Genomic DNA, 24,575 nt, shown 5'->3' with positions numbered 1-24,575 from the left:
ATAAGAAGAAATGATAAAGAATTTTGTTGAAGAGTTAACTTGGAGGGGGATGATACATACTGTTATGCCCGGTGCTGAAGACCACTTAATGGAAAGCATGCGAAGCGCTTATGTGGGCTTTGATCCTACGGCAGATTCTTTACATATTGGAAATTTAGTGCCTATTATGTTATTGGCTCATTATCAGCGTTGTGGGCACAAGCCCATAGCATTGGTTGGTGGTGCAACAGGTATGATTGGTGATCCGTCAGGAAAATCGAGTGAACGTAATTTGTTGGATGAAAAGACCTTACGCCATAATCAAGAATCCATTAAAAAGCAATTGGCCCATTTCCTGGATTTTGAAAGTGATGCCGATAATGCAGCTGTTTTAGTAAACAATTATGATTGGATGAAAAATTTTTCGTTCCTTGAATTTATTCGTGACGTGGGTAAGCACATTACGGTTAATTACATGATGGCCAAAGATTCTGTAAAAAATAGAATTTCTTCAGAATCATCTGAGGGAATGAGTTTTACAGAGTTTACCTATCAATTAGTACAGGGTTACGATTTTCTTCATTTATATAAAGAAAATGGTTGTTCCATACAAATGGGAGGTAGCGACCAATGGGGTAATATTACCACAGGAACAGAATTGATTAGAAGAATTTCTGGAGGGAAAGGGTTTGCAATTACCTGTCCTCTAATCACAAAATCCGATGGTTCAAAATTTGGAAAATCTGAAGGAGGTAATGTTTGGTTGGATGCTGATAGAACCTCGCCGTATAAATTTTATCAATATTGGTTAAATTCAAGTGACGAGGATGCCGAAAAATATATTAAGATTTTTACATTTTTAACGGAGGAAGCTGTAAACGATTTAATAGCCCAACATAAAGAAGCGCCTCATTTGCGTGTTTTGCAAAAACGATTGGCCGAAGAGATTACAACCATGGTACATTCTAAAGAAGACTTAGAAAATGTGATTAAGGCCAGTGAAATCCTTTTTGGAAAATCTACCAGCGATGATTTAAAGCAGCTTAATGAGAAAACATTTTTAGATGTTTTTGATGGGGTGCCGCAAACAGAAATATTTAAGAGCGATATAGAAAACGGATTGGATATTATTGTGGCTTTAGCCGAAAAAGGTGGGTTTTTAAAGTCGAATGGTGAAGCGCGTCGTGCCTTAAAGGAAAATGCTGTTTCGGTTAACAAAGAAAAAGTGAAAGAAGGGTATATGATTACTGAAAAGGACTTAATTAACAATAAGTTTGTATTGTTGCAACGCGGCAAAAAGAGCTATTTTGTTTTAACCTTGGTATAAAAAACTGAGGCCTGGTTATACAACCAGGCCTCAACTTACTAACCAACCAACTAAAAATCAATCTTTCTTTATTCTTAGCTGGTGTAGTAGTCGGGTGTAATTAGTAAACCTTACATGTAATAGCAATTATTTATAAGACCATTAGATTGCAGCCCCTGATATCGGAGTTGTCAAAACGTCCAATAACTTCAAATGTTCCATTATTGTAAACTTTACCCAAGTCTTGGGTTGCAATAAACGCGCAGGAATTAATATTGGCTAAATCTATAATGTTTATACCGCCTGCTTTTCCGGTAGTTAAAATACTTAAAGCATCTTCAGTATCGCGAGTTAAAACTTGCATCCATTGTGGGCATTTAAAAAGTCCGTTCCCTTTGGAATATGCTTGACTTAGCAATTCCGTCATTCCATATTCACTATGAATTGTTTGAATGCCAAACCCCGCCTTTAATTTATTATGGAGTTCCTCTCTAATTAATTCTTTCCTTCTTCCTTTCATGCCACCAGTTTCCATAACAATGGTATTTTTTAATTTAAATTGATAGGTTTCAACCAAATCTAATAGGGCAAATGATACGCCAATAAGCAATACATTTTTATTTTGGGAGTCCAAGGTTCTTAAAGCATCTTTTAATGCGTCATGATTATTTAAGTAAAAGCCACTCTCAGGATGTTTAGACTTTTTAATCATCGCGTCTACCATATAGATTAATGAGGAGCCCTCACGCTCTAGATAGGAAGGTAGCAATGCCAAAACTACATAGTCTTCAATAGGACCATAAAATGTTTCAAACCCTTTTTCAAAACTGGTTTTGTAAACAGCTATATCGGTAACAAAATGTTTGCTGTTTAAGTTACTTGTAGTGCCAGAACTTGTAAAAATGGTTTCAATCTTATTTTTAGAGCTTAAAACTTCATGTGTTTTAAAAAATTGTATGGGCAAGAAAGGGATATCTTTAATAGACTTAATACTACTGGGATGCTTATACAGTAGATCGCAAAAAGAACGATACACCCTGTTGTTTTCAAACTGATGTTTAAAAACCTGGAGTGCTAAGCTTTCAAAATCGCTTGGCGTATTAATATTAAAAATAGAATTGCTATTTACCATAGACAATAACAAAAGTAGATAAAATAAAAAAGCGCTACTAAACAGTAGCGCTCTAAATTTACAATGGCGGTTTAAATTATTTAACGATTAATTCCTTTGTCGAAACGGCATCGTTTTGAGTAGCTCTAATAATGTAGATTCCTGCTTTTAATTTAGAAATGTCCAGTTTATTAGTATTCATGGTTTTGTGTAAAACCTCTTTACCAACAATATCAAATACAGCAATATCTATTTTAGAATGGTTTTTGCTAGACACAGTAATAGCTGTTGACGAAACGGGGTTAGGGGTTATTTTAAAACCCTCAATCAATTTTTCTTTAATCGATAGTGTTGGGCCTTGCGAATAACTTCCAGGTGTACTACTAGTAATGGTTATCCAAGACATTGAGTCTTCATCGTATTCCAATGAATACCCTAATGGGGTGGCGCTGCTTTCTGTAGCTCCAATTTCTACAGAAGTAAGCCCAATGGCATCTCCTGCAGTAGCGGTAAAGCTTCCTTCGTAGCTTAAAAACTGCATATTAGTGGAGCCGGCTTTAACAAGTGCTATGCCATCAGGAGAACCATTTTGTATGGATTTAGAAAATACAACTTCAATGGCACCAACTCCAGTATTGCCTTCGTCGTCAATAGTACCACTTAAATCTTTAGAGGTGATAACACCACCGCCATTGCCATTGTAAATAATTATGGTATAATCTGTTAAATCGGTTCCTGCAGGACCAGCTATTTCAACAAATTCACCAGTATCTATGCCATCATTGTCATAATGGAATTCGTTGATATATACACCGTCAACACTACCTGTAATACCAACATTAGTCTGCCCGAAAGCTAGCATAGAAATTAATAAGTTAAATGTAATAAAGTAAGATTTGATCATAAAATATGTAAGTTTAAAATTTTTATTAAAAACAAAATACTTACATTTTTAAAAAATATCCAAAAAAAACAGCATATTTTGCTGTTATTAATAAAAAAAACACGTATTTACTACTTAATCACTAATTTTCTGGTCTCGCTGATATTGTTTTCTGTGATTTTTAAAATATACACGCCTTTACTCAAGTTAGAAATGTTTAATTCTTTTCCAGTTATTACAGTAGTGAAGATATGTTTGCCTAAAACGTCAAAGAATTCTATTTTCTTAGTTAAATTACGCCTAGATGTAATATAGATATAAGTTTTACCGTTTGTTACCGGATTAGGGTATATAGATAGATTTTCTATATTTTGTTGAACAGGAGGATTTTGGCTTATACTATTTTGAGCAATCCCTTGTTGGGCAGCTAAAAATATTAAGACAAAAAATAAAGTTAAAAAGTAGTTTTTTTCCATAGGTAAAATTCAACGTTATAAAGGTAATAAATTACAACAAAAGTCATTCCAAAAAAATGTTAAAGATTTTGTTATTTAACCGAAAAATTAAATTGATGTAATTGGATTGTTACCTTAATGTTATTAATTTTAATATTTTAATGTATTTGTGTTAATAGTTTTATCTTTACTTCTTAAAGAAAGTTTAACAATGTCTTAAGGATGAATAAAAAGGATATTAAAATATTATTAGTTGATGATGAACCAGATATTTTGGAAATAGTTGGTTACAATTTATCAAATGAAGGGTACCAAATAATTACTGCTGAAAATGGACAAGAAGGAGTAAAGAAGGCAAAAAAAGAGATACCCCACTTAATAATTCTCGATGTCATGATGCCAGAAATGGATGGTATTGAAGCCTGTGAACTCATTAGAAAAAATCCAGATTTACAAAATACACTCATAGTTTTTTTAACTGCCAGAGGAGAAGATTATTCGCAAGTAGCTGGGTTTGATGCTGGAGCCGATGATTATATAACAAAGCCTATAAAACCTAAGGTTTTGGTAAGTAAAGTAAAGGCGTTGTTAAGGCGTTTTAAAGAAGAAGAGACAACAGACACTGTTAAAGTGGGCAGCTTGGTAATAAATAGAGACGAATACAAAATCACTTCAAAAGGAAAAGAAATTATTTTACCAAGAAAAGAGTTTGAATTGTTATCTTTACTAGCGTCTAAACCAGGAAAAGTTTTTAAACGTGATGAGATACTAGATACTGTATGGGGCAATGAAGTTGTAGTTGGTGGTCGTACTATAGATGTACACATTAGAAAGCTTCGTGAAAAAATAGGAGATGATAGTTTTAAAACAATAAAAGGGGTAGGCTATAAGTTTGTAGATTAATGCAGTTAAAATTTAAAAAATCGTATAAGTTTGCGATAAAAACATCGCTATACATTACCATATTTATAACGCTCTTAACGAGTGTTTTTTTATATGTTTTTTACACCTTCAATATTTTCTATTTGTTGGCTTTTGTGCTTTGTACATACTTTTTTTCCTTTTTGGTTGTTCAACTAAGAGTGGAAAAATTTATTTACAAGCGGGTTAAAAAAATATACGACGATTTAACGCTTTTAGAGTCCACAAGTTTAACAAAGGGAACCATTACAACAGATATGCAAACCCTAACCCAAGAGATTGATAAGTTTGCAAAAGACAAAAAGATTGAAATAGAAACTCTAAAAGTTAGGGAACACTACAGAAAAGAATTTTTGGGTAATGTGTCGCACGAGTTAAAAACACCATTGTTCACTGTTCAAGGATATCTTTTAACTCTGTTGGATGGTGCTATGGATGATAAAAACCTTAGGACGAAATATTTAGAAAGAGCCAATAAAGGTGTAGAACGTTTGGGGTACATTATTAAGGACTTGGATATGATAACTAAGTTGGAAGTGGGCGATTTAAGTTTAAATATAGAGGTTTTTGATATTGTGGAATTGGTAAAGAACGTATTTGATATGTTTGAAATGAAAGCTGCCAAGAAAAAAATAACACTCACCTTTGATATTGATTATCCTAAACCAGTTCTAGTAAATGCCGATAAAGAGCGTATACAACAAGTGCTTGCAAACTTAGTTGTTAACTCTATTAAGTATGGAAGAGAAAAAGGTACTACAGAAGTAAGTATTGAAAACTTAATTAAAAACAAAGTTATTGTAAGGGTTACCGATAATGGTGAGGGCATAGAAAAAACACATTTACCCCGATTGTTTGAACGGTTTTATAGGGTTGATAAAAGTGGTTCTAGAAAAGAAGGCGGATCTGGACTTGGGTTGTCTATAGTAAAGCACATTATTGAGGCACACGATGAGAAAATTTATGTAGAGAGTGATTTTGGTGTGGGTAGTGAATTTTCATTTACTCTCGAAAAGGCTAAATAGTGTTTTAAAATCTACTTTAAAATCAAAGGCCTTTAAACCCTTAAAACAGGCAATATCGTTTATTTTACTTATTGTAAATTCCTCTTGCTTGCAACTGGGTACTAAGTTTAATTCAGTAAGGCGCTTTGCTAAATATTCTTGTTCAAACTGACCTGGAGTTGGTATAAAAAAAGCCTTTTTATTAAGCTTTGCCAAGTCCATTAAAGTTGTATAACCAGAACGTGATATAACCAAGGCACTTTCATTTATGGTTTTTTCTAATAAATCAGATGTCATGAAATTATAAAGTGTCATGTTGCCTATTGTTTGCATGGTTTGTTCCTGTTCCATAATACCTTTAACAAAAACAATTTTTTTAGGATAGTTTTTAAATTCCAAAAGCAGCTTTTCCTCCAGTAGTGTTCGTTGGGGCTCAGGCCCAGAAAGCAAGATCAATACATCATTTACAATGTTCAATGATTTTTTTTCAAATCGACTTAAAGGACCAATATACTCAGTAGGTATTTCAAAAGTATTTGGGTGCCCCAGTTTGCCGCTTAAATTTATTTCTCCTTTAGTGTCTGGCACCCAACAAGCGTTAAACTTCTGTATAAATTTTTCATGAAGTTTTGTACTAAACCAAGTGGTTGTGCCGCTTAAAACATTTAGTTGATGCGTTATAAATATTGAAGGCACTTTTTTGCTATAAACACCTAATCTGTTATCTGAAATAATACCGGCAATCGTGTTGTTTTCAATGAAGATTTTAATGGCTTTTTTTTCAGCTTTAATAGCCTTAAGAAGCTTAGGGGAATCTTTTAGCATCTTTAATTTAAAATGTTTCCCTTTTTTAGCATACGTAACATTATAAGAAGGTAATTCAATAGATGAAAGTTTAGGGAATTCTTTTTGCAATAGTGTTAGTGCAACACCATCACTTGCAATGATTGGTTCAAAACCATTGGCAATTAACATGTTTATTATGGGAATACACCGAGTAGCGTGCCCCAACCCCCAATTTAGAGGTGCTACTAAAATTCTTTTTTTCATTAAATTCAAAGATAAGCATATTACCACTCTCGTATATTTCCTTAATTTTACCAAATAATTATTTTTTAACATTAATTAATAATTTAAAAAAATAGAAATTAACACGTGGGAAGTAAAAATAAGCTAAAGAGGTTTCGAGAAAATGAGACTTTTAAAAATGTATTTCAACCTTCTAGGGATGAGTTGATAACCAATAGGTTTTCATTAAAAGGACATTGGAACAAAACTATTTTTAAAAATAAAAACCCTTTAGTTTTAGAATTAGGCTGTGGAAAAGGTGAATATGCTGTAGCCTTGGCAAAAAAATATCCAAATAAGAATTTTATTGGGATTGATATTAAAGGCGCCAGATTTTGGAGAGGCGCTAAAACAGCTATTGAGGAAAACATACCCAATGTTGTTTTTTTGCGTACACAAATCGAGCTTATTGAGTATGCTTTTGCCCAGCAAGAGGTTGATGAAATTTGGATTACTTTTCCAGATCCGCAAATAAAATATAAGCGTACCAAGCATCGTATGACCAATACCGCTTTTTTAAAGCGCTATAAAACTGTTTTAAAGCCCGAAGGAATTGTAAACCTTAAAACCGACAGCGAATTTATGCACGGTTATACATTGGGACTGTTACATGGAGAGGGGCACGAAGTATTGTATGCCAATCACAACGTGTATAAACAAGAAGGCAGCCCTGAAGAGGTTACAAGTATTCAAACCTTTTATGAGTCACAGTATTTAGAACAAAACAAACCAATTACGTATATTCGATTTAAAATTAAATAGTTTTGAATATAACTTTTATTTTCTTTTTAGGTTTGTTTATAGCTTTAATTGGTGTTGTGCCACCAGGGCTATTAAACATGACAGCCGCAAAAATAAGTTTAAAAGAAGGGCATGTAAGAGGCATTATGTTCTCAATGGGTGTTTGTGTTATTGTTTTATTGCAAACGTACATAGCTGCCATTTTTGCTAGGTATTTAAGTAATCATACTGAGGTTGTGGATGTTCTTCAGCGTGTTGCTTTTGTAATTTTTGTACTCATTACAGTTTATTATTTACTAGTAGCCAAGAAGCAGCCCAAAAAGGTTGTAGAACCTCAAATACGGAGTAAGCATAGTCGTTTTTTTCAAGGCATGTTCTTGTCTGCAATAAATGTCTTCCCGATTCCTTACCAGGCTTACATGACAATTACAGTAGCATCATTTGGTTGGTTGGATTTTAGTCAAATTAGTATTATAGCATATATGGCTGGAGCAGCTATGGGGACCTTTGTTATGCTATATATCTATATGTTCTTTTTTCATAAAATAAAAGACAAGCCAATCGCTTCACAAAAAAATATGAACTACATTATAGGAAGTATTACAGGGATTATTTCTGTGGTTACTTTAATTAATATCATTAAAGAAATGTAGTTTATGAAAGCAGAAACTTTAAATTTTTTTGATAAAGTTTATCAAGTAGCAAAACAAATTCCTTATGGTCGTGTTACCAGTTATGGTGCCATTGCAAAATACCTTGGTGCTTCACGAAGTGCTCGGATGGTAGGGTATGCCATGAATGGTTCGGTGGGTAAAGAAGTTCCTGCGCATCGTGTGGTTAATAGAAAAGGGCTATTAACAGGTAAGCATCATTTTGAAGGCACTAATTTAATGCAACAGCTTTTAGAAAGCGAAGGGATTAAAGTTAAAGATAATCAAATACAAAATTTTGACAAGGTATTTTGGGATCCCTCAAAATCATTATAATTAAACTAAATATTAGTATAAATCATTTCCATGTAATCGCTTTAAATTCTAAACAATTCACTGTATATTTGCATCTTAGAATTAATCTAAATAGTGAATGAAGCTCAATAAACAAGATATACTTAAAGCATTAGAGTCCATAACAGTACCAGGTGAAGGTCAAAACATGGTTGAAAGCGGAGCCGTAACAAACGTTATGACTTTTGGCGATGAAGTGGTTGTGGACATAACGATAAAGAACCCCAGTTTACAAGCCAAAAAGCGGACCGAGGTGGATATTCTTAAAACCATTCACGATCAGGTTTATGAAAAAGCCAAAATTACGGTTAATGTAAAAGTAGATGCACCGGCAAAACCAAAGCCAAATGTTATAAAGGGAAATCCAATACCAGGCATTAATAATATTATAGCAGTAGCATCAGGAAAAGGTGGCGTTGGCAAGTCTACAGTGACAGCAAATTTAGCCGTTACCTTGTCTAAAATGGGTTTTAAGGTAGGTGTCTTAGATGCAGACATTTATGGGCCTTCCATACCCATTATGTTTGATGTGGAAACCGAAAAACCCCTTGCAATAAACATAGAGGGAAAGTCTAAAATGAAACCAATTGAAAACTACGGCGTTAAAGTCTTGTCCATTGGGTTTTTTACACAGCCTAATCAGGCGGTGGTATGGCGTGGTCCTATGGCGGCTAAAGCTTTAAACCAAATGATTTTTGATGCACACTGGGGTGAGCTTGATTTCCTGCTTTTAGATTTGCCCCCTGGAACGGGCGACATTCATTTAAGTATTATGCAATCTTTGCCCATTACGGGAGCTGTGGTAGTAAGTACACCTCAGAATGTTGCATTGGCAGATGCCAAGAAGGGAGTTGCTATGTTTCAACAAGACAGTATAAGCGTTCCTGTATTGGGAATTATAGAGAATATGGCCTATTTTACGCCAGAAGAATTACCAGACAATAAATATTATATATTTGGGAAAGAAGGGGCTAAAAATTTGGCATCCGATTTAGATGTGCCATTTTTAGGAGAAATACCTTTAGTACAAAGCATTAGAGAGGCTGGCGATGTAGGACGTCCAGCAGCGTTGCAAACAGCTACAGCTTTAGAGCAAGCATTTGAAAAGTTAACACAAAATGTGGTGCAAGAAGTTGTTAGACGCAATGAAGATTTGCCCCCCACTGAAGCTATAAAAATTACAACAATGGCTGGATGTTCAGCAGTTAAAAAGAAGTAGATGACATCAGAAGAAGTTAAAATAAATGTTGAAAAAGCGTTAGAAGAAATTCGCCCGTTTTTACAAAGTGATGGTGGTGATATTTCACTGTTGTCAATTGAAGAAAATGATACCTTGGTTAGAGTGCAATTGCAAGGGACATGTGTAGGATGTAATGTTAACCAAATGACATTAAAATCTGGTGTGGAAATGACAATTAAAAAATATGTTCCACAAATTGAACAAGTAATTAATATACAATCTTAAAATATAATCATTTTACTTATACTTCTGATAAATGACTTTTTCAGATTAAATTATTTTTTCTTGTCTAAGAAAAGTATCTAAATTGTCTGCAGCATCAAAACAACTACTAACTTTTGAGATTTCATTACAATATCCTGAATCTATCTTATATGATTTACAATCAAAATCAGATAGATCTACTTTTTCAAATCCTTTATTGATAAGTTTACACTGCTCAAAAAGACTGTCAATTGTTTCATAAGCTGTGGGGTCTACTCCATTTTTAAAAAGATAACCTCTTAAATAGTTTTCAATAGCAAATTGGGAATTTTTACAAACAGAGTAAGATACAATATCTTCTTGTGGTCTAAACAATTCTTGTTTTGCTTCATTCAATCTCTCTTGGGCATTTACAAATAATTCTTTGGCTTTTTTTTCCATGATAAAAGTATTTTAGAGTTAATAATTATAATAGTTTTATTCTAAATGTCATCATCTCATATGACATTTAGAATAAAACTTGTTATTGAACTTTAGCTAAGACTTTTAATTACATGTCTCTGTAAAGCTCTAAGCGTTCCCATTTTGAATCCACTTCCTCTTGTGCTTGATCAAGTAATGATTTGCCTAATACAGCATCATCTTTCACAACTCTTGTAAATCGTGTTTCATTATACATAAAATCACTTAAAGGAATTGTTGGTTTTTTAGAATCTAACCTAAATTTTTTCCCTTTTGGTTGTAATGGGTTAAACCTAAATAGAGGCCAATAACCAGAATCTACAGCTTTTTCTTGTTGCTCAGCACCATGTTTTAAATCATAGCCATGCTCACCACAATGTGAATAAGCAATAATTACTGAAGGTCCAGGATAAGCGGCTGCTTCTTCTAAGGCTTTAAGTGTTTGTAAATCTTTAGCACCTATGGCCACTTGAGCAACATATACATTTTGATAAGATATAGCTTGTAAGCCTAAACTTTTTTTGCTGGTTCGTTTTCCAGACACTGAAAATTTAGCACTAGCACCAAGAGGGGTTGCTTTGGAGGTTTGCCCACCAGTATTAGAATATACTTCGGTATCTAATATTAAAATATTAATATCTTCACCAGAAGCTAAAACATGATCGACACCGCCATATCCTATATCATAGGCCCAACCATCACCACCAAGAATCCAAACAGCTTTTTTTCGTAAGTATTCAGTTAAATGATTTAACTTTTTAGCATCTTCATTGTTAATGACTTCCAACGTCTTCTTAAGCTCTAAAATATCAGTATTCTTTTTGGCTTTTTCAGTCTCGGTTACCTCCGGATTGTTTATTATTGCTTCAACGATTGTACTGCCCACCAAAGGTTCTAAAGACTTTAATAGGTCTACTGCAATTTCTTGTTTTTTAGTAAGTGCTAATCGCATGCCTAAGCCAAACTCTGCATTATCTTCAAATAAGGAGTTTGCCCATGCAGGACCTCTACCAAATTCATTTGTTTTGTAAGGTGTAGTTGGTAAATTACCTCCATATATTGAGGAGCATCCTGTTGCATTAGCAATTAAAATACTATCACCATATAATTGGGTTAGCAATTTAATATATGGCGTTTCACCACAACCAGAACATGCACCAGAGAATTCAAATAATGGCTCCAAGAATTGAGACCCTTTAATATTGGTAATTTGTAACTCATTTCTATCATAATAAGGAAGATTAACAAAATAATCCCAATTAGCAGATTCATTGGCTTTTACATCCAATTTTTTCTTCATATTGATAGATTTGAAATCGTCTATCTCTTTACTAACGGCAGGGCAAACAGCTACACAAAGGTCGCAACCTGTACAGTCTTCTGGTGAAACCTGTAATACATAAGATTCTGTTTCAGAATTGAAAGGACGTCCTTTTGCAGGAACTGCCTTTAATGATGATGGTGCATTGGCTAAAAGATCATTTGAAACAACTTTTGACCTGATTGCTGCATGCGGACAAATAGCCACACATTTATTACATTGTGTACATAAGTTTTCATCATCCCAAACAGGAACAAAATCGGCAATACCACGCTTTTCATATTGTGTGGTTCCAGTTGGGAATGTGCCGTCAACAGGGAAAGCGCTTACAGGCAGTTCATCACCGGCACCAGCCAATATTTTCTCCAAGACTTCTTTTACAAATCCATCGGGAGCATCTGTCATTGCAGATAATAATGGTTTTTCGCTATTTGATATTTTTGGGTATTCTACTTTTTGTAAATTCTCAAGTGCTTTATCAACCGCATTGAAGTTCATTTTTACGATTTTTTCTCCTTTGTGAGAATATGATTTTACAATGGCATCTTTAATTTTTTGAATAGCCTCTTCTTTAGGTAAAATTCCTGAAATAGCAAAGAAACAAGTTTGTAAAACTGTATTGGCACGTTTACCAAGGTTGGCTTCAAGAGCTACTTTACTAGCATCAATAACATAAAATTCAGCTTCTTTATCTATAATTTCTTTTTGAAGTCTTTTTGGTAATTCATTCCAAATCTCATCTTTTGAGAATGGTGAATTTAATAAAAATGTACCACCTAATTTTAGGTCGGATAGCATGTTATATTTTTCAATAAAATTAAATTGATGGCTTGCGATAAAATCAGCTTTATCAATTAGGTAGGTAGAATAAATGGGTTCTGGGCCAAAGCGTAAATGGGAAATAGTTTGTGCTCCTGCTTTTTTAGAGTCATAAACAAAATATCCTTGTACATAATTATTAGTTGTATCTCCAATAATTTTAATAGAGTTTTTATTGGCACCAACAGTACCATCAGAACCTAATCCGTAAAACATACAATTAATAGTTGTGCGTTTTACAGAAAAATGCTCATCAATTTCAATGTTTGTGTTTGTTACATCGTCATTAATACCTACAGTAAAATGGTTTTTTGGTTTTGCTTTTAATAATTCGTCATAAATGCCTTTAACCATCTTAGGATTGAACTCTTTTGAAGAAAGTCCATATCTACCACCAACAACAATTGGTATTGGTCTTTTGCTTTCATTTATAGCAGAAATAACATCTAAATAAAGTGGTTCGCCAACGCTTCCAGGTTCTTTAGTTCGATCCAGTACAGCTATTTTTTCAACAGTTTGGGGTAGTGCTTGTATAAAGTTTTTAATGGAGAACGGTCTATATAATCGAACCAAAAGAGCGCCTATTTTTTCGCCTCTTTCAACCAATTCAGATACAGTTTCTTTAACTGCGCCTTCACCAGATCCCATAATAATTATAATACGTTTAGCTTCGGGGTGACCTATATAATCAAACAAGTTGTATTTACGTCCTGTGTGGCTGTAAAACTCATCCATTGTATTTTGAACAATTTCAGGAACGTTTTGATAATATTTGTTGGATGCTTCTCTAGCTTGGAAAAAGACATCTGGATTTTGAGATGTACCTCTAACTACAGGGTGATCGGGATCTAGAGAACGCTTTTTGTGTTCCATAATCTTATCCTCTGGCATCATTGCTTTAATAACCTTGTCAGGAATACTGTCTATTTTTGAAATTTCGTGCGAAGTTCTAAACCCGTCAAAAATATTTAAAAAAGGCACTCTTGATTTTAATGTAGCAATTTGGGAAATTAATGCAAAATCTTGTGCTTCTTGTACAGAGCTTCCAAATAGCATAGCAAAACCAGTTTGTCTTGCCGCCATAACATCGGAATGATCACCAAAAATTGAAAGTGCATGTGTAGCTACTGTTCGTGCAGCTACATGAATAACATTAGGCAATAATTCGCCTGCTATTTTATACATATTGGGAATCATGAGGAGTAATCCTTGTGATGCGGTAAATGTTGTAGTTAATGCACCAGCTTGTAAGGACCCATGGACTGCTCCTGCGGCACCGCCTTCACTTTGCATTTCAACTATTCTAGGTATATTGTTCCAAATATTTTTTTGACCTTTTGAACTATAAACATCCACATGTTCGCCCATTGGTGATGCGGGTGTTATTGGGTAAATAGCACAAACCTCATTCGTTTTGTGTGCTACTCTTGCTACAGCTTCATTGGCGTCACATATGAGCTTTTCAAATCCTTTTTCCATAATACTTATAATTTATTAATTTCAGATACTAAATAAGTGGTATGAAATTACAAATAGCGTATCACTAATTCTATGACTTATGTCAGCTAAGCAAAAAAATCAATTCAAGCAAAATATAGTGTAAAAGTATTTAGTGAAAGGGTTTTATTTGGGCACAAAAAGTAGAATATCCAAAAATATAATATACAATAAATCAATTGATTAAGTAATATTACTAACTAGGTTAGTAATATTACTAAAAAACAAAACAAAATTTTTAATGATAAATTTACTCGCCGTGTAACCAAGCTTTTTTAGCCAAGAGCGCTTCTTCAGATTCTACGTGATTCTCATCAGGGACACAGCAATCTACAGGGCATACGGAAGCACATTGAGGTTCATCATGAAATCCTTTGCACTCGGTACATTTGTCTGAAACAATAAAATAGAATTCATCAGAAATCGGATCATTTTCTGCATCAGCATCGACTTCATTGCCACTAGGAGTTGTTACTATTCCTGATAAAGCAGTTTCATCAGAATAAGACCAGTTTTGATCTGGCTCATAAATGGCGTTATTAGGACACTCCGCAACACATGCATCACAGTTTATGCATTCATCTGTTATAATTATAGCCATAATTTAAGTTTTTTATTATAAATACATTACAATATTAAATCTAATTTGAATTCTTTTTAATGACATAAATCATATTTCATAATAAAAAGTGAAGTTATATTTAGGCACATTAAATACAGTATCATTTAATGAATTCAATAAATTAACTAAATATGTAATACATGATATTGACAGAAAAAGAGAAGATTCAACCAGAGGTCTTAGAGGCCGTTGTAATTAGATTTGTTGGAGATTCAGGTGATGGCATGCAGTTAACAGGGACCCAGTTTTCTGACACTTCTGCCATGTTTGGAAATGATATTGCAACGTTTCCAAACTATCCTTCAGAGATTAGAGCGCCACAAGGGAGCTTATATGGTGTTTCGGGTTTTCAAGTGCATATTGGAAGTGTAGAAGTAAGTACACCAGGAGATAATTTGGATTTGTTGGTAGCTATGAATCCGGCTGGGTTAAAAACCAATTTATATGCTTTAAAACCTGGACATACTATTATAGTTGATGCGGATGCATTTACTAAAAAAAATCTTGAAAAAGCACAATATGAATCGAATCCACTTGAAGACCATAGTTTGGATAATTATAGGGTAATTCAAGTTGATATGACTTCATTAACCAAAGAAGCTTTAAAGAGTGTGGAGGGATTGGATAACAAGACCATTATTAGAAGTAAAAATATGTTTGCTTTAGGAATGGTATACTGGATGTATGGTCGTGCAAAAGAGCATACTATTGATTTTTTTAATAAAAAATTTAAAACAAAACCCCATTTAATTGAAGCCAATACTAAGGTTCTAAACGCAGGATATTATTTTGCTGAAACATTAGAGCTTATACCAAATGCCTATACTATTTCGCCAGCAAAAATGGCATCTGGAACCTACAGGGTTATTATGGGAAATACAGCGACAGCTTGGGGCTTTTTGGCAGCGGCCGAAAAATCTGGATTAGAGCTGTTTTTAGGATCATACCCTATTACACCTGCAACAGATATATTACATGAGTTGGTTAAACACAAACACTTTGGTGTTAAGGCCTTTCAAGCTGAAGATGAAATTGCAGGAATTACATCGGCCATTGGAGCGTCTTTTGCAGGCGATTTAGCCATAACTACAACATCTGGACCAGGATTAGCCCTAAAGGGAGAAGCATTGGGATTGGCTATGGCCGTGGAATTACCATTGGTTGTGGTTAACGTGCAGCGTGGGGGACCATCAACAGGTTTGCCAACAAAAACCGAACAGTCCGATTTAATGCAAGCTATGTATGGTAGAAATGGAGAAAGTCCTGTTATAGTGATTGCTGCTAGTACACCAGCAAACTGTTTTGATTTTGCATTTCAAGCTGCAAAGCTGACCTTGGAGCATATGACCCCCGTTATTTTATTGACAGATGGTTATATAGCAAATGGCTCTGCTCCCTGGAAAATTCAGAGTGTTGACCAACTTCCGGACATAAAGAACAATATTACTAAAACTGGAGTTGAAAACTGGCATCCGTATACCAGAAATGAACACACATTGGCCCGTAATTGGGGTATTCCAGGAACACCTGGGTTAGAACACCGGGTTGGTGGTTTGGAAAAAGACAGTATTACGGGAAATGTAAACCAAGCTCCTGAAAATCATGAAAAGATGACACAATTGAGAGCTGAAAAAGTAAAGCGTGTTGAAAATTATATTCCAGAGATTAAAACTGAATTTGCTGATTCTGGCGATTTGTTGGTTGTTGGTTGGGGAGGAACATATGGCTCTTTGCACTCGGCAGTAAAGCAAATAAACCAAGAAGGATATAAATCTATTGGGTTTGCACATTTTAATTATATCAATCCACTTCCAAAAAACACAAAAGATTTATTGTCAAGATTCAAAAAGATTCTTGTTTGTGAATTAAACAACGGTCAGTTTGCCAATATTTTAAGAATGAATTTCAGTGGTTTTGAGTTTTTACAGTTTAATAAGGTTCAGGGTTTGCCATTTGGGAATAATGAACTTATCGATGAATTTAAAAAAATAGTAAAATAAATATGGAAACAATCGTTGAAAAAAAATACACTTACAAAGATTTTGAAAGTGACCAGGAAGTAAGGTGGTGTCCAGGATGTGACGACTATGTTATTTTACGTTCAATGCAAAAAGCACTTCCAGAAATGGGAGTTAAAAAAGAAGATGTTGTATTTATATCTGGCATAGGATGTTCATCACGTTTTCCTTATTATATGAATACCTATGGTATGCATACAATACATGGTAGAGCGCCTGCAATTGCTACAGGAGTAAAGATGGCTAATCCTAACTTAAGTGTTTGGGTAATGACAGGAGATGGTGATTCTATGGCTATTGGAGGCAACCATTTTATTCATGTTTTAAGAAGAAATGTTGATTTAAATATTGTTCTTTTTAACAATGAGATTTACGGATTAACAAAGGGGCAGTTTTCACCAACCTCATTGGTTGGTCAAAAAACAAAATCGTCACCATATGGAAACACTCAGCCTCCTTTCAGTCCAGGAGAATTAGCCCTTGGTGCCAATGCTCGCTTTTTTGCAAGAATAGGGGGAAATGTGCCTAAGGATATTTCTCAGATCATTATAGAAGCCCATAAATTTAAAGGAACTTCTCTAATAGAGGTCTTACAAAACTGTGTTATTTTTAATGATGGATGTTATAGTAATGTAACTAGTAAGGATGTTAAAGAGGATAAGCAGATTTTTTTAGAACATGGAAAACCAATGATTTTTGGCAAAAACCGAAATAAAGGATTGGTTTTAAATGGTTTAAAAATTGAAGTAGTTAATATAGGAGAAAATGGCATTACAGAAGCCGATGTTTTAGTGCATAATGCTAAAGAAAAAGATCCAACACTACACCAAATGTTAGTGCGATTAACGTATCCATTAGCAACAGGAATCATTAGAAGTTTTGATGATGTGACTTTTGAAGAACGAGAAGATGCTTTAACAAAGCAAGTTAAGGCAAACTCTAAATTTAAAGAAACAAATGACCTGTTTTATTCTGGAGAAATATACATGGTAAAATAGGAGCAAGACATTTGCGAAATAAATTTTTGAAAACTGACTTATGTCATTTAAAAGGCAAATATTTACCACTAATTTTGAATTGTTAAAAAGAATTTTTAAATGGGATCAGAAGCCATCATCGTATTTTTAATTGCCGGAATTGTTCTGGTTGCTGGAGCAAATTTCTTGTCAAATTTAATTTCCCATAAATCGGATAATGCCCAAAAGCGTGAACCTTATGAAAGTGGGATGTCTACCATTGGACCAACTTGGGTGCAATTTAAAGTGGGGTATTATTTATTTGCAATTTTGTTCTTGGTGTTTGATGTTGAGGTCGCTTTTCTTGTGCCTTGGGCCGTAGTTTTTAAAGATTTTGGGGCCATAGGCTTTATAGAGATTCTTCTTTTCTTGTTCATTTTAGGATTAGGATTAATTTATGCATGGAAAAAAGGAGCATTGAAATGGGAGTAGAAAACATACCACAAATACCGGACGATTTTCCTGGAAAGGTTATTCCAGCTGGAAACGGCGCTAATGTTATCGTTACATCTTTAGATAAAATCATAAACTGGGGACGCTCAAATTCATTGTGGTCCCTTTATTTTGGAACTAGCTGTTGCGCTATTGAAATGATGCAAACAGGGGCAGCTAGACACGACTACTCACGATTTGGATTTGAGGTAGCAAGACCTTCCCCACGTCAGGCAGATTTAATCATCATTGCAGGGACTATTGTCAATAAAATGGCACCGGTTTTAAGACGTTTGTACGACCAAATGGCGGAACCAAAATACGTGATTGCCATGGGTGCTTGTGCTATTTCTGGAGGCCCTTTTTTTTACAATACGTATTCGGTAGTGAAAGGAGCAGATCACGTAATTCCAGTAGATGTATACGTTCCGGGGTGTCCACCTAGACCTGAAGCGCTTTTAGAAGGGATGCTGATGCTTCAAGATAAGATTCGAACTGAAAACATGAAACATAAAGCCAATCCAATTGATGGGTTTGATGACGGTCAATAAAAACGGTATGTTATGACAAATGAAGCTTTACAAAATTTGATTGCCACTTGGGTTCCAGGCTTGGAATTCTCAGAAGAGGAATCACAATTTTTAAATATTTCGGTTCAGCAAGAACACCTTCACGGTTTAATGTCAAAATTAAAAAGTGACATAGAAACCAAATTTGATTATTTGTTTTGCTTGAGTGGTGTGGACTGGGGAGAAGAATTAGGTGTGGTATATCATTTAGAATCCACTGATTATAGGCATCAAATAGTCGTAAAAGTAAAAACTACTAATAGAGAAAACCCAACCTTTGATTCGGTTTGTGACATATGGAGAACAGCCGAATTTCATGAGCGCGAGGTCTTTGATTTTTTTGGAATACAATTCAATAATCATCCCAATTTAAAACGTCTTTTTTTGTCTGATGAATGGAAAGGATTCCCTTTGAGAAAAGATTATGAAGACGATATTAATATGGTTATAAAATAGTTATGGAAACTGCCGTTATAAATAATAATTTCAAATCAGAGGAATACTTTATCAATATGGGGCCTCAGCATCCCGCAACACATGGTGTATTGCGCTTGCTATTAACCATTGATGGTGAAATCATTAAAAAGGTAGATCCAGATTTGGGTTATATACACCGTTCCATTGAAAAGATGTGTGAGCGTGATAGCTACCAACAAATCGTTCACCTTACTGATAGAATGGATTATCTATCGGCCAATATTAATAATGAAGCAGTTTGTTTAGCGGTTGAAAATGCTTTACAGGTGGAGGTTACAAACCGTACTAAAGTTATAAGAACCATTGTTGGGGAACTTACCAGAATCGCTTCTCACTGTTTATGGTGGGGTGTTATGGGTATGGATGTGGGTGCATTGACAACCTATTTTTATGGATTTAGGGATCGAGAGATGATCAATGATATTTTTGAGGAAACCTGTGGTGCACGTTTAACCATGAATTATAATATACCTGGAGGATTGATGTATGATATTCATCCCAATTTTGTAAAACGAGTAAAAGATTTTATAGTACATTTTAAAACTAAAATCCCAGAATACGATCGGTTATTGAGCAATAATGTTATTTTCCAAAAACGAACTATGGGTGTTGGTGTGCTCTCAAAAGAAGACGCCATTTCTTATGGGGTTTCTGGTCCGGTTGGTAGGGCTTCTGGTTATTCCTGTGATGTGAGAAAACATCATCCATATAGTGCATTAGATCAAGTAACGTTTAAAGAAGCCTTGAGAACCGAAGGAGACACCTATGCGCGCTACCAAGTTAGAATTCAGGAAATGTGGGAGTCATTATCAATCATTGAGCAATTGATTGATAATATTCCCGAAGGTGATTTTAGAGTACAAACCAATGCCGTTATTAAATTACCTAAAGGAGAATATTACCAAAAAGTTGAAACGGCCAGGGGTGAATTGGGGGTTTATATCATTAGTACAGGAACCAAAAACCCGTACCGACTTAAATTCAGGTCACCAGGATTTTCAAACTTGTCGGTATTAAATCATATAGCAGTAGGAAGTAAAATAGCCGATTTAGTAGCTATAATGGCAACACTAGACTTAGTTATACCAGATATTGATAGATAATAACATGCACACTATGAATATAGTTTTAAATATAACAGACACAATTGAAGATTGGTTAATGGGTATGATGCCAGAAGGAATTGCAAGTGTTTCTGCAATGGTTATTGTTGCAGTTGTTTACTTAATGATTTTTGCAGTGGCCGGATTGTATTTAGTATTGCTAGAACGTAGAGTTGCAGCATGGTTTCAATTACGTCTTGGTCCTAATAGAGTTGGCTTTCAAGGGTTGTTGCAAACGATGGCCGATGCTTTAAAATTAGTGTCCAAAGAATTAACAGGAACAGTTAAGGCCGATAAGTTTTTATACAATTTAGCGCCTTATTTTGTAATTGTTACATCATTAATGGCATTGGGTGTTTTTCCATTTACACAAGGGTTTCAGGCTTTTGATATTAATATAGGCGTCTTTTTTTTGATAGCCATATCGTCCATTGGGGTCATTGGTATTTTATTAGCAGGTTGGAGTAGTAATAATAAATTCGCGTTAATTGGAGCCATGCGTAGCGGCGTTCAAACCATTAGTTATGAATTATCAATTGGCTTGTCTTTATTGACCATGGTTTTAATAACGGGCTCTTTACAACTTTCAGAAATTGTGGAAATACAAAAGCATGGTTGGCTTATTCTTCAAGGACATGTGCCTGCTATTATAGCTTTTATGATTTACATGATTGCAGGAACAGCAGAAACCAACAGAGCACCATTTGATATGGTTGAGGCCGAATCAGAATTGGGAGCTGGTTTTCATACTGAGTATTCAGGGATGAAATTTGCTTATTTCTTCTTAGCAGAATTCATCAACATGTTTATTATAGCATGTATTGCAACAACCGTCTTTTTTGGAGCGTGGTTGTCACCTTTTGGAATCACGGAATCGCTTCCTTGGCTAGGTGTGTTTTGGTTTTTATTGAAAGCATTGATTTTAGTGTTTTTAATGATGTGGTTTAGATGGACATTCCCACGATTGCGTATTGACCAATTGTTGACCTTGGAATGGAAGTATTTGCTGCCAATTAACCTTATAAATATTATGATTATGGCATTTTTGGTTTGGCAAAAATTAACAATTCAGTTTTAAGTTATGGGTTATCTTTCAAATATATATCACGGAATAAAAACTTTGCTTACGGGAATGAGCGTAACAGGCAAGTACTTTTTAAATGCCAGAAAAGGGGCCATTACACAACAATATCCAGATAACAGAGCAACTTTAAAAATGTTTGATAGGTTTAGGGGTGAAGTAACCATGCCTCATGACGAAAATAACGAACATGCCTGTACAGGCTGTCAAAAATGTGAAATAGCTTGCCCTAATGGTACTATAGAGATTATTTGGGATAGAGGAATTGATGAAGTTACAGGGAAAAAGAAAAAAAAGATAGACAAATTTGTATACCATTTGGGGATGTGTACTATGTGTGGCTTATGTATTGATGCCTGCCCTACAGATGCCATTAAATGGGGACAAAACTTTGAAAATTCTGTATACGATAGAACAACCCTTACAAGAGTTTTAAACAAACCGGATTCTAGGCTTAGAGCCGGTGTAGAAGATTAAGCATATGGAAAAGATTATATTTTATATTATAGCTTTTATAATTATTGTGTTTGCAGTAGCATCGGTTAGTAGCCGTAAAATGCTTAGATCGGTTATTTATCTTTTGTTTGTGCTTTGCGGTATTGCAGGTATTTATTTTTTAATTGATTATAACTTTTTAGCAGCCATCCAGCTAACTGTTTATGCTGGGGGGATTATTGTATTGATTATTTTTTCTGTGCTATTGGTACATCATATTGAAATGAAACTTGATGTAGCTAAACCATTAAGAAAGATACTCGCCGCTTTGTTGTGCTTGTTTGGTCTTGGGGTGTTTTTATATACCATTAATAACAATCATTTTAATGTAGTTGACAATCAGGTCACAACCACTACGGCCGATATTGGTATAAAACTGTTAAGTTATGATGCTGGTGGATTTATATTGCCATTTGAAGTAGTTAGTGTGCTACTATTGGCCGCTATGGTTGGAGCCATAATTATCGCAAAAGGAAAAAAACTAAATGATAATGAATTATGATTGTAGGTATTAGTATATATGAGATTTTAACAGTAACATCCATTTTGTTTTTCGTTGGAATTTATGGTTTTATTACAAGAAAGAACCTTATTTCTGTATTGATTTCTATTGAATTGATATTGAATGCATCGGTTGTAAATTTTGTGGTCATCAACAAATATTTATACCCCGATATGTTACAGGGTGTCATTTTTGCAATTTTTATTATAGCAGTTGCTGCAGCAGAAACCGCCTTGGCAGTTTCCATTATTATTAATCTTTACAGGCAGATAAGTTCTGTTGAGGTTAAAGACACTGAAGTCATGAAATATTAATAGGTTGAATTATGAATATTAGTTATACAATATTAATTCCTTTAATTCCACTAGCAGTATTTTTATTGTTAGGTATTAATAACAAAAGAATAAAGCCTGCCATTTCTGGATACATAGGAGTTCTTGGGCTATCTGTTTCTGCAGCATTATCTTTTTACACAGCGTTTCAATATTTTTTTGTTAGTGGGAAAGCGGATGGTGTTTATCAAACCTATGTTAATAAAAGTGTTTGGATGAACTTTACGGAAACCTTACATATTGATATAGGGGTGTTGATTGATCCTATTTCTGTCATGATGCTTGTAGTGGTATCTATTGTATCCTTAATGGTTCATATTTACAGTAGAGGTTATATGAGAGGCGATGATGGATATACTCGTTTTTTTGCGTACCTGTCTTTGTTTACTTTCTCTATGTACGGACTGGTATTAGCAACAAACCTCTTTCAAATCTATATTTTTTGGGAATTGGTAGGAGTGTCTTCCTTTTTATTAATAGGTTATTATTATACTAAACCATCGGCTGTTTCAGCGGCCAAAAAAGCATTTATAGTTACAAGATTTGCTGATTTAGGGTTTCTTGTTGGAATCTTGATTATGGGGTATTTTACTGGCACTTATGATTTTGAGACTTTAAATAATCCAGAGGGGAGTGCGATATTAAATTGGGCATCAACCTCATTTATGGGACTGTCGGTTATCACTTGGGCTTTGATATTGATATTTATAGGAGGCGCTGGTAAATCGGCCATGTTTCCATTACATATTTGGCTGCCTGATGCTATGGAGGGTCCAACACCTGTTTCAGCATTAATTCACGCAGCTACCATGGTTGTAGCAGGGGTTTATTTAGTGGCCCGCTTATTCCCAATGTTTTATTTTGTTGAATACGGATTTGCATTGAACATTGTGGCCTATGTGGGTGCTTTCTCTTCACTTTTTGCAGCTATTATTGCTATTACACAAACCGATATCAAACGCGTATTGGCATTTTCAACCATGTCTCAATTAGGTTATATGATGTTGGCTTTAGGTGTGTCTGGTTATGATGGTCATGAAGGCGTTGGGTATATGGCATCTATGTTTCACTTGTTTACACATGCTATGTTTAAAGCCTTGTTGTTCTTGGGTGCGGGTTCAGTTATACATGCGGTACATAGTAATTATTTAAAGGATATGGGCGGGTTACGTAAGTACATGCCTATTACTAATATAACATTTTTAATAGCGGCATTAGCCATATCTGGTGTGCCACCATTTGCAGGATTTTGGTCTAAGGATGAAATTTTAGTTGCAGCTTTTGAGCATAATAAGTTGATTTATTTTGTTGGTGTTTTTGTAGCAGGCCTTACGGCGTTTTATATGTTTAGGATTTACTTTGGAATCTTCTGGGGAAAAGAAAAAACGTATAATCATACGCCTCATGAATCGCCATTGTCCATGACCTTTCCTTTATTGGTTTTGGCCTTGTTGAGTATTTTGGGCGGGTTTATTCCGTTTGGCAAATTTGTAACAGCCGATAGAATGAGTTTTGAAGGCCATTTAAACTATCCGTTAGCTGCTATTGCTACAGGTGTTGGTTTAATAGGCATAGCGCTTGCATGGATGTTTTATAAAAGAGAAAATAGTTTGTCTGATATATATGCTAAAGCATTGGGCCCATTTTATAAGTGGACAAGTGACAAGTTTTATTTTGATGAAATATACCTGTTTGTAACAAAGAAAATATTGTTCAATGGTATTTCAAAGCCTTTTGCTTGGTTTGATAGGAATGTGGTAGACGGAACCATGAATTTAATTGGTAACTCAACCGTGAAAACATCAAATAAGATAAAAGTATTACAATCTGGTAAATTCCAAGATTATGCTTTTTCCTTTGTTATGGGAGCTGTCATCTTGGCCTTAGTGTTTATTTATTTATGGACCAATTAA

At 34.6% G+C, this 24,575-nt stretch carries 26 protein-coding genes; 19 read left to right on the top strand and 7 right to left on the bottom strand.

Annotated features, from left to right (window positions below; translation table 11 throughout):
- Positions 1-10: 10 nt before the first annotated feature.
- Positions 11-1,306, top strand: coding sequence for a tyrosine--tRNA ligase (tyrS, locus tag AC5SR4_RS04395; RefSeq protein WP_495358322.1), 1,296 nt, complete (start codon positions 11-13; stop codon positions 1,304-1,306).
- Between the two features lie 130 nt (positions 1,307-1,436).
- Here tyrS and AC5SR4_RS04390 read toward each other — a convergent pair whose 3' ends face one another.
- From AC5SR4_RS04390 to AC5SR4_RS04380, 3 genes are all read right to left on the bottom strand, one after another.
- On the bottom strand, positions 1,437-2,417 hold the full coding sequence (locus AC5SR4_RS04390; protein WP_495358321.1) for a LuxE/PaaK family acyltransferase: 981 nt from the start codon (positions 2,415-2,417) through the stop codon (positions 1,437-1,439).
- A 76-nt stretch (positions 2,418-2,493) separates the two neighbouring features.
- Positions 2,494-3,300, bottom strand: coding sequence for a T9SS type A sorting domain-containing protein (locus AC5SR4_RS04385; RefSeq protein ID WP_495358320.1), 807 nt, complete (start codon positions 3,298-3,300; stop codon positions 2,494-2,496).
- Between the two features lie 110 nt (positions 3,301-3,410).
- On the bottom strand, positions 3,411-3,755 hold the full coding sequence (locus tag AC5SR4_RS04380; RefSeq protein WP_495358319.1) for a T9SS type A sorting domain-containing protein: 345 nt from the start codon (positions 3,753-3,755) through the stop codon (positions 3,411-3,413).
- 201 nt (positions 3,756-3,956) lie between these two features.
- On the opposite strand from AC5SR4_RS04380, the gene AC5SR4_RS04375 reads away from it, so the two are divergent.
- Both AC5SR4_RS04375 and AC5SR4_RS04370 read left to right on the top strand, forming a co-directional pair.
- Complete coding sequence (locus AC5SR4_RS04375; RefSeq protein WP_495358318.1) at positions 3,957-4,637, top strand: response regulator transcription factor; 681 nt, start codon at positions 3,957-3,959, stop codon at positions 4,635-4,637.
- Complete coding sequence (locus AC5SR4_RS04370; RefSeq protein ID WP_495358317.1) at positions 4,637-5,680, top strand: sensor histidine kinase; 1,044 nt, start codon at positions 4,637-4,639, stop codon at positions 5,678-5,680. The genes AC5SR4_RS04375 and AC5SR4_RS04370 overlap by 1 nt, the downstream gene beginning before the upstream one ends.
- Here AC5SR4_RS04370 and AC5SR4_RS04365 read toward each other — a convergent pair.
- Positions 5,654-6,709 (bottom strand): glycosyltransferase, encoded by a 1,056-nt coding sequence (locus tag AC5SR4_RS04365; protein ID WP_495358316.1) that lies wholly within the window; start codon positions 6,707-6,709, stop codon positions 5,654-5,656. The two genes, AC5SR4_RS04370 and AC5SR4_RS04365, sit on opposite strands and share 27 nt — an antisense overlap.
- A 105-nt stretch (positions 6,710-6,814) precedes the next feature.
- Between AC5SR4_RS04365 and trmB the strand changes: the two genes are divergently transcribed.
- The 5 genes from trmB (at position 6,815) to AC5SR4_RS04340 (ending at position 9,937) form a co-directional block, all read left to right on the top strand.
- On the top strand, positions 6,815-7,489 hold the full coding sequence (gene trmB, locus AC5SR4_RS04360; RefSeq protein WP_495358315.1) for a tRNA (guanosine(46)-N7)-methyltransferase TrmB: 675 nt from the start codon (positions 6,815-6,817) through the stop codon (positions 7,487-7,489).
- 2 nt (positions 7,490-7,491) lie between these two features.
- On the top strand, positions 7,492-8,121 hold the full coding sequence (locus AC5SR4_RS04355) for a LysE family transporter (protein ID WP_495358314.1): 630 nt from the start codon (positions 7,492-7,494) through the stop codon (positions 8,119-8,121).
- Positions 8,122-8,124: 3 nt separating this feature from the next.
- Positions 8,125-8,454, top strand: coding sequence for an MGMT family protein (locus AC5SR4_RS04350; protein WP_495358313.1), 330 nt, complete (start codon positions 8,125-8,127; stop codon positions 8,452-8,454).
- A 97-nt stretch (positions 8,455-8,551) separates the two neighbouring features.
- Positions 8,552-9,691 (top strand): Mrp/NBP35 family ATP-binding protein, encoded by a 1,140-nt coding sequence (locus AC5SR4_RS04345; protein WP_495358312.1) that lies wholly within the window; start codon positions 8,552-8,554, stop codon positions 9,689-9,691.
- Positions 9,692-9,937 carry a NifU family protein gene (locus AC5SR4_RS04340; RefSeq protein WP_495358311.1) on the top strand — a complete coding sequence of 82 codons (246 nt, stop codon included), beginning with the start codon at positions 9,692-9,694 and terminating at the stop codon, positions 9,935-9,937.
- Between the two features lie 45 nt (positions 9,938-9,982).
- Here the strand turns inward: AC5SR4_RS04340 and AC5SR4_RS04335 are convergent, their stop codons facing one another.
- The 3 genes from AC5SR4_RS04335 to AC5SR4_RS04325 all read right to left on the bottom strand — a co-directional run bounded on the left by AC5SR4_RS04335 (position 9,983) and on the right by AC5SR4_RS04325 (position 14,616).
- Complete coding sequence (locus AC5SR4_RS04335; RefSeq protein WP_495358310.1) at positions 9,983-10,357, bottom strand: HEPN domain-containing protein; 375 nt, start codon at positions 10,355-10,357, stop codon at positions 9,983-9,985.
- A 109-nt stretch (positions 10,358-10,466) separates the two neighbouring features.
- A complete protein-coding gene (gene nifJ / locus AC5SR4_RS04330) occupies positions 10,467-13,997 on the bottom strand; it encodes a pyruvate:ferredoxin (flavodoxin) oxidoreductase (protein ID WP_495358309.1) in 3,531 nt (1,176 codons plus the stop codon).
- 268 nt (positions 13,998-14,265) lie between these two features.
- Positions 14,266-14,616: a 4Fe-4S dicluster domain-containing protein gene (locus AC5SR4_RS04325; RefSeq protein WP_495358308.1), complete on the bottom strand. Its 351-nt coding sequence runs from the start codon at positions 14,614-14,616 to the stop codon at positions 14,266-14,268.
- A 161-nt stretch (positions 14,617-14,777) separates the two neighbouring features.
- Between AC5SR4_RS04325 and AC5SR4_RS04320 the strand changes: the two genes are divergently transcribed.
- The 11 genes from AC5SR4_RS04320 (at position 14,778) to nuoL (ending at position 24,575) form a co-directional block, all read left to right on the top strand.
- On the top strand, positions 14,778-16,637 hold the full coding sequence (locus AC5SR4_RS04320; protein ID WP_495358307.1) for a 2-oxoacid:acceptor oxidoreductase subunit alpha: 1,860 nt from the start codon (positions 14,778-14,780) through the stop codon (positions 16,635-16,637).
- Positions 16,638-16,639: 2 nt separating this feature from the next.
- Entirely contained in the window at positions 16,640-17,653 is a 1,014-nt protein-coding gene (locus AC5SR4_RS04315; RefSeq protein ID WP_495358306.1) for a 2-oxoacid:ferredoxin oxidoreductase subunit beta, read from the top strand.
- Positions 17,654-17,752: 99 nt separating this feature from the next.
- Entirely contained in the window at positions 17,753-18,103 is a 351-nt protein-coding gene (locus AC5SR4_RS04310) for an NADH-quinone oxidoreductase subunit A (RefSeq protein ID WP_495358305.1), read from the top strand.
- Entirely contained in the window at positions 18,073-18,654 is a 582-nt protein-coding gene (locus tag AC5SR4_RS04305) for an NADH-quinone oxidoreductase subunit B (RefSeq protein ID WP_495358304.1), read from the top strand. Before AC5SR4_RS04310 ends, AC5SR4_RS04305 begins: the two co-directional genes overlap by 31 nt.
- A gap of 12 nt (positions 18,655-18,666) precedes the next feature.
- Entirely contained in the window at positions 18,667-19,128 is a 462-nt protein-coding gene (locus AC5SR4_RS04300) for an NADH-quinone oxidoreductase subunit C (protein ID WP_495358303.1), read from the top strand.
- Positions 19,129-19,130: 2 nt separating this feature from the next.
- Positions 19,131-20,252, top strand: coding sequence for an NADH-quinone oxidoreductase subunit D (locus AC5SR4_RS04295; RefSeq protein ID WP_495358302.1), 1,122 nt, complete (start codon positions 19,131-19,133; stop codon positions 20,250-20,252).
- Positions 20,253-20,265: 13 nt separating this feature from the next.
- Positions 20,266-21,330 carry an NADH-quinone oxidoreductase subunit NuoH gene (gene nuoH, locus AC5SR4_RS04290; RefSeq protein ID WP_495358301.1) on the top strand — a complete coding sequence of 355 codons (1,065 nt, stop codon included), beginning with the start codon at positions 20,266-20,268 and terminating at the stop codon, positions 21,328-21,330.
- 54 nt (positions 21,331-21,384) lie between these two features.
- Positions 21,385-21,810, top strand: coding sequence for a 4Fe-4S dicluster domain-containing protein (locus AC5SR4_RS04285; RefSeq protein WP_495358300.1), 426 nt, complete (start codon positions 21,385-21,387; stop codon positions 21,808-21,810).
- Between the two features lie 4 nt (positions 21,811-21,814).
- On the top strand, positions 21,815-22,330 hold the full coding sequence (locus AC5SR4_RS04280) for an NADH-quinone oxidoreductase subunit J family protein (protein WP_495358299.1): 516 nt from the start codon (positions 21,815-21,817) through the stop codon (positions 22,328-22,330).
- The gene (gene nuoK / locus AC5SR4_RS04275) at positions 22,327-22,644 is read left to right on the top strand and encodes an NADH-quinone oxidoreductase subunit NuoK (RefSeq protein WP_495358298.1); all 318 of its coding nucleotides are present in this window, start codon (positions 22,327-22,329) and stop codon (positions 22,642-22,644) included. Before AC5SR4_RS04280 ends, nuoK begins: the two co-directional genes overlap by 4 nt.
- An 11-nt stretch (positions 22,645-22,655) precedes the next feature.
- A complete protein-coding gene (gene nuoL, locus AC5SR4_RS04270; protein WP_495358297.1) occupies positions 22,656-24,575 on the top strand; it encodes an NADH-quinone oxidoreductase subunit L in 1,920 nt (639 codons plus the stop codon).

The sequence above is a fragment of the Aestuariibaculum scopimerae genome (genome assembly GCF_059428085.1).
The sequence above is the reverse complement of the archived record's forward strand: the minus strand, read 5'-3'. Positions and strand labels throughout refer to the sequence as shown.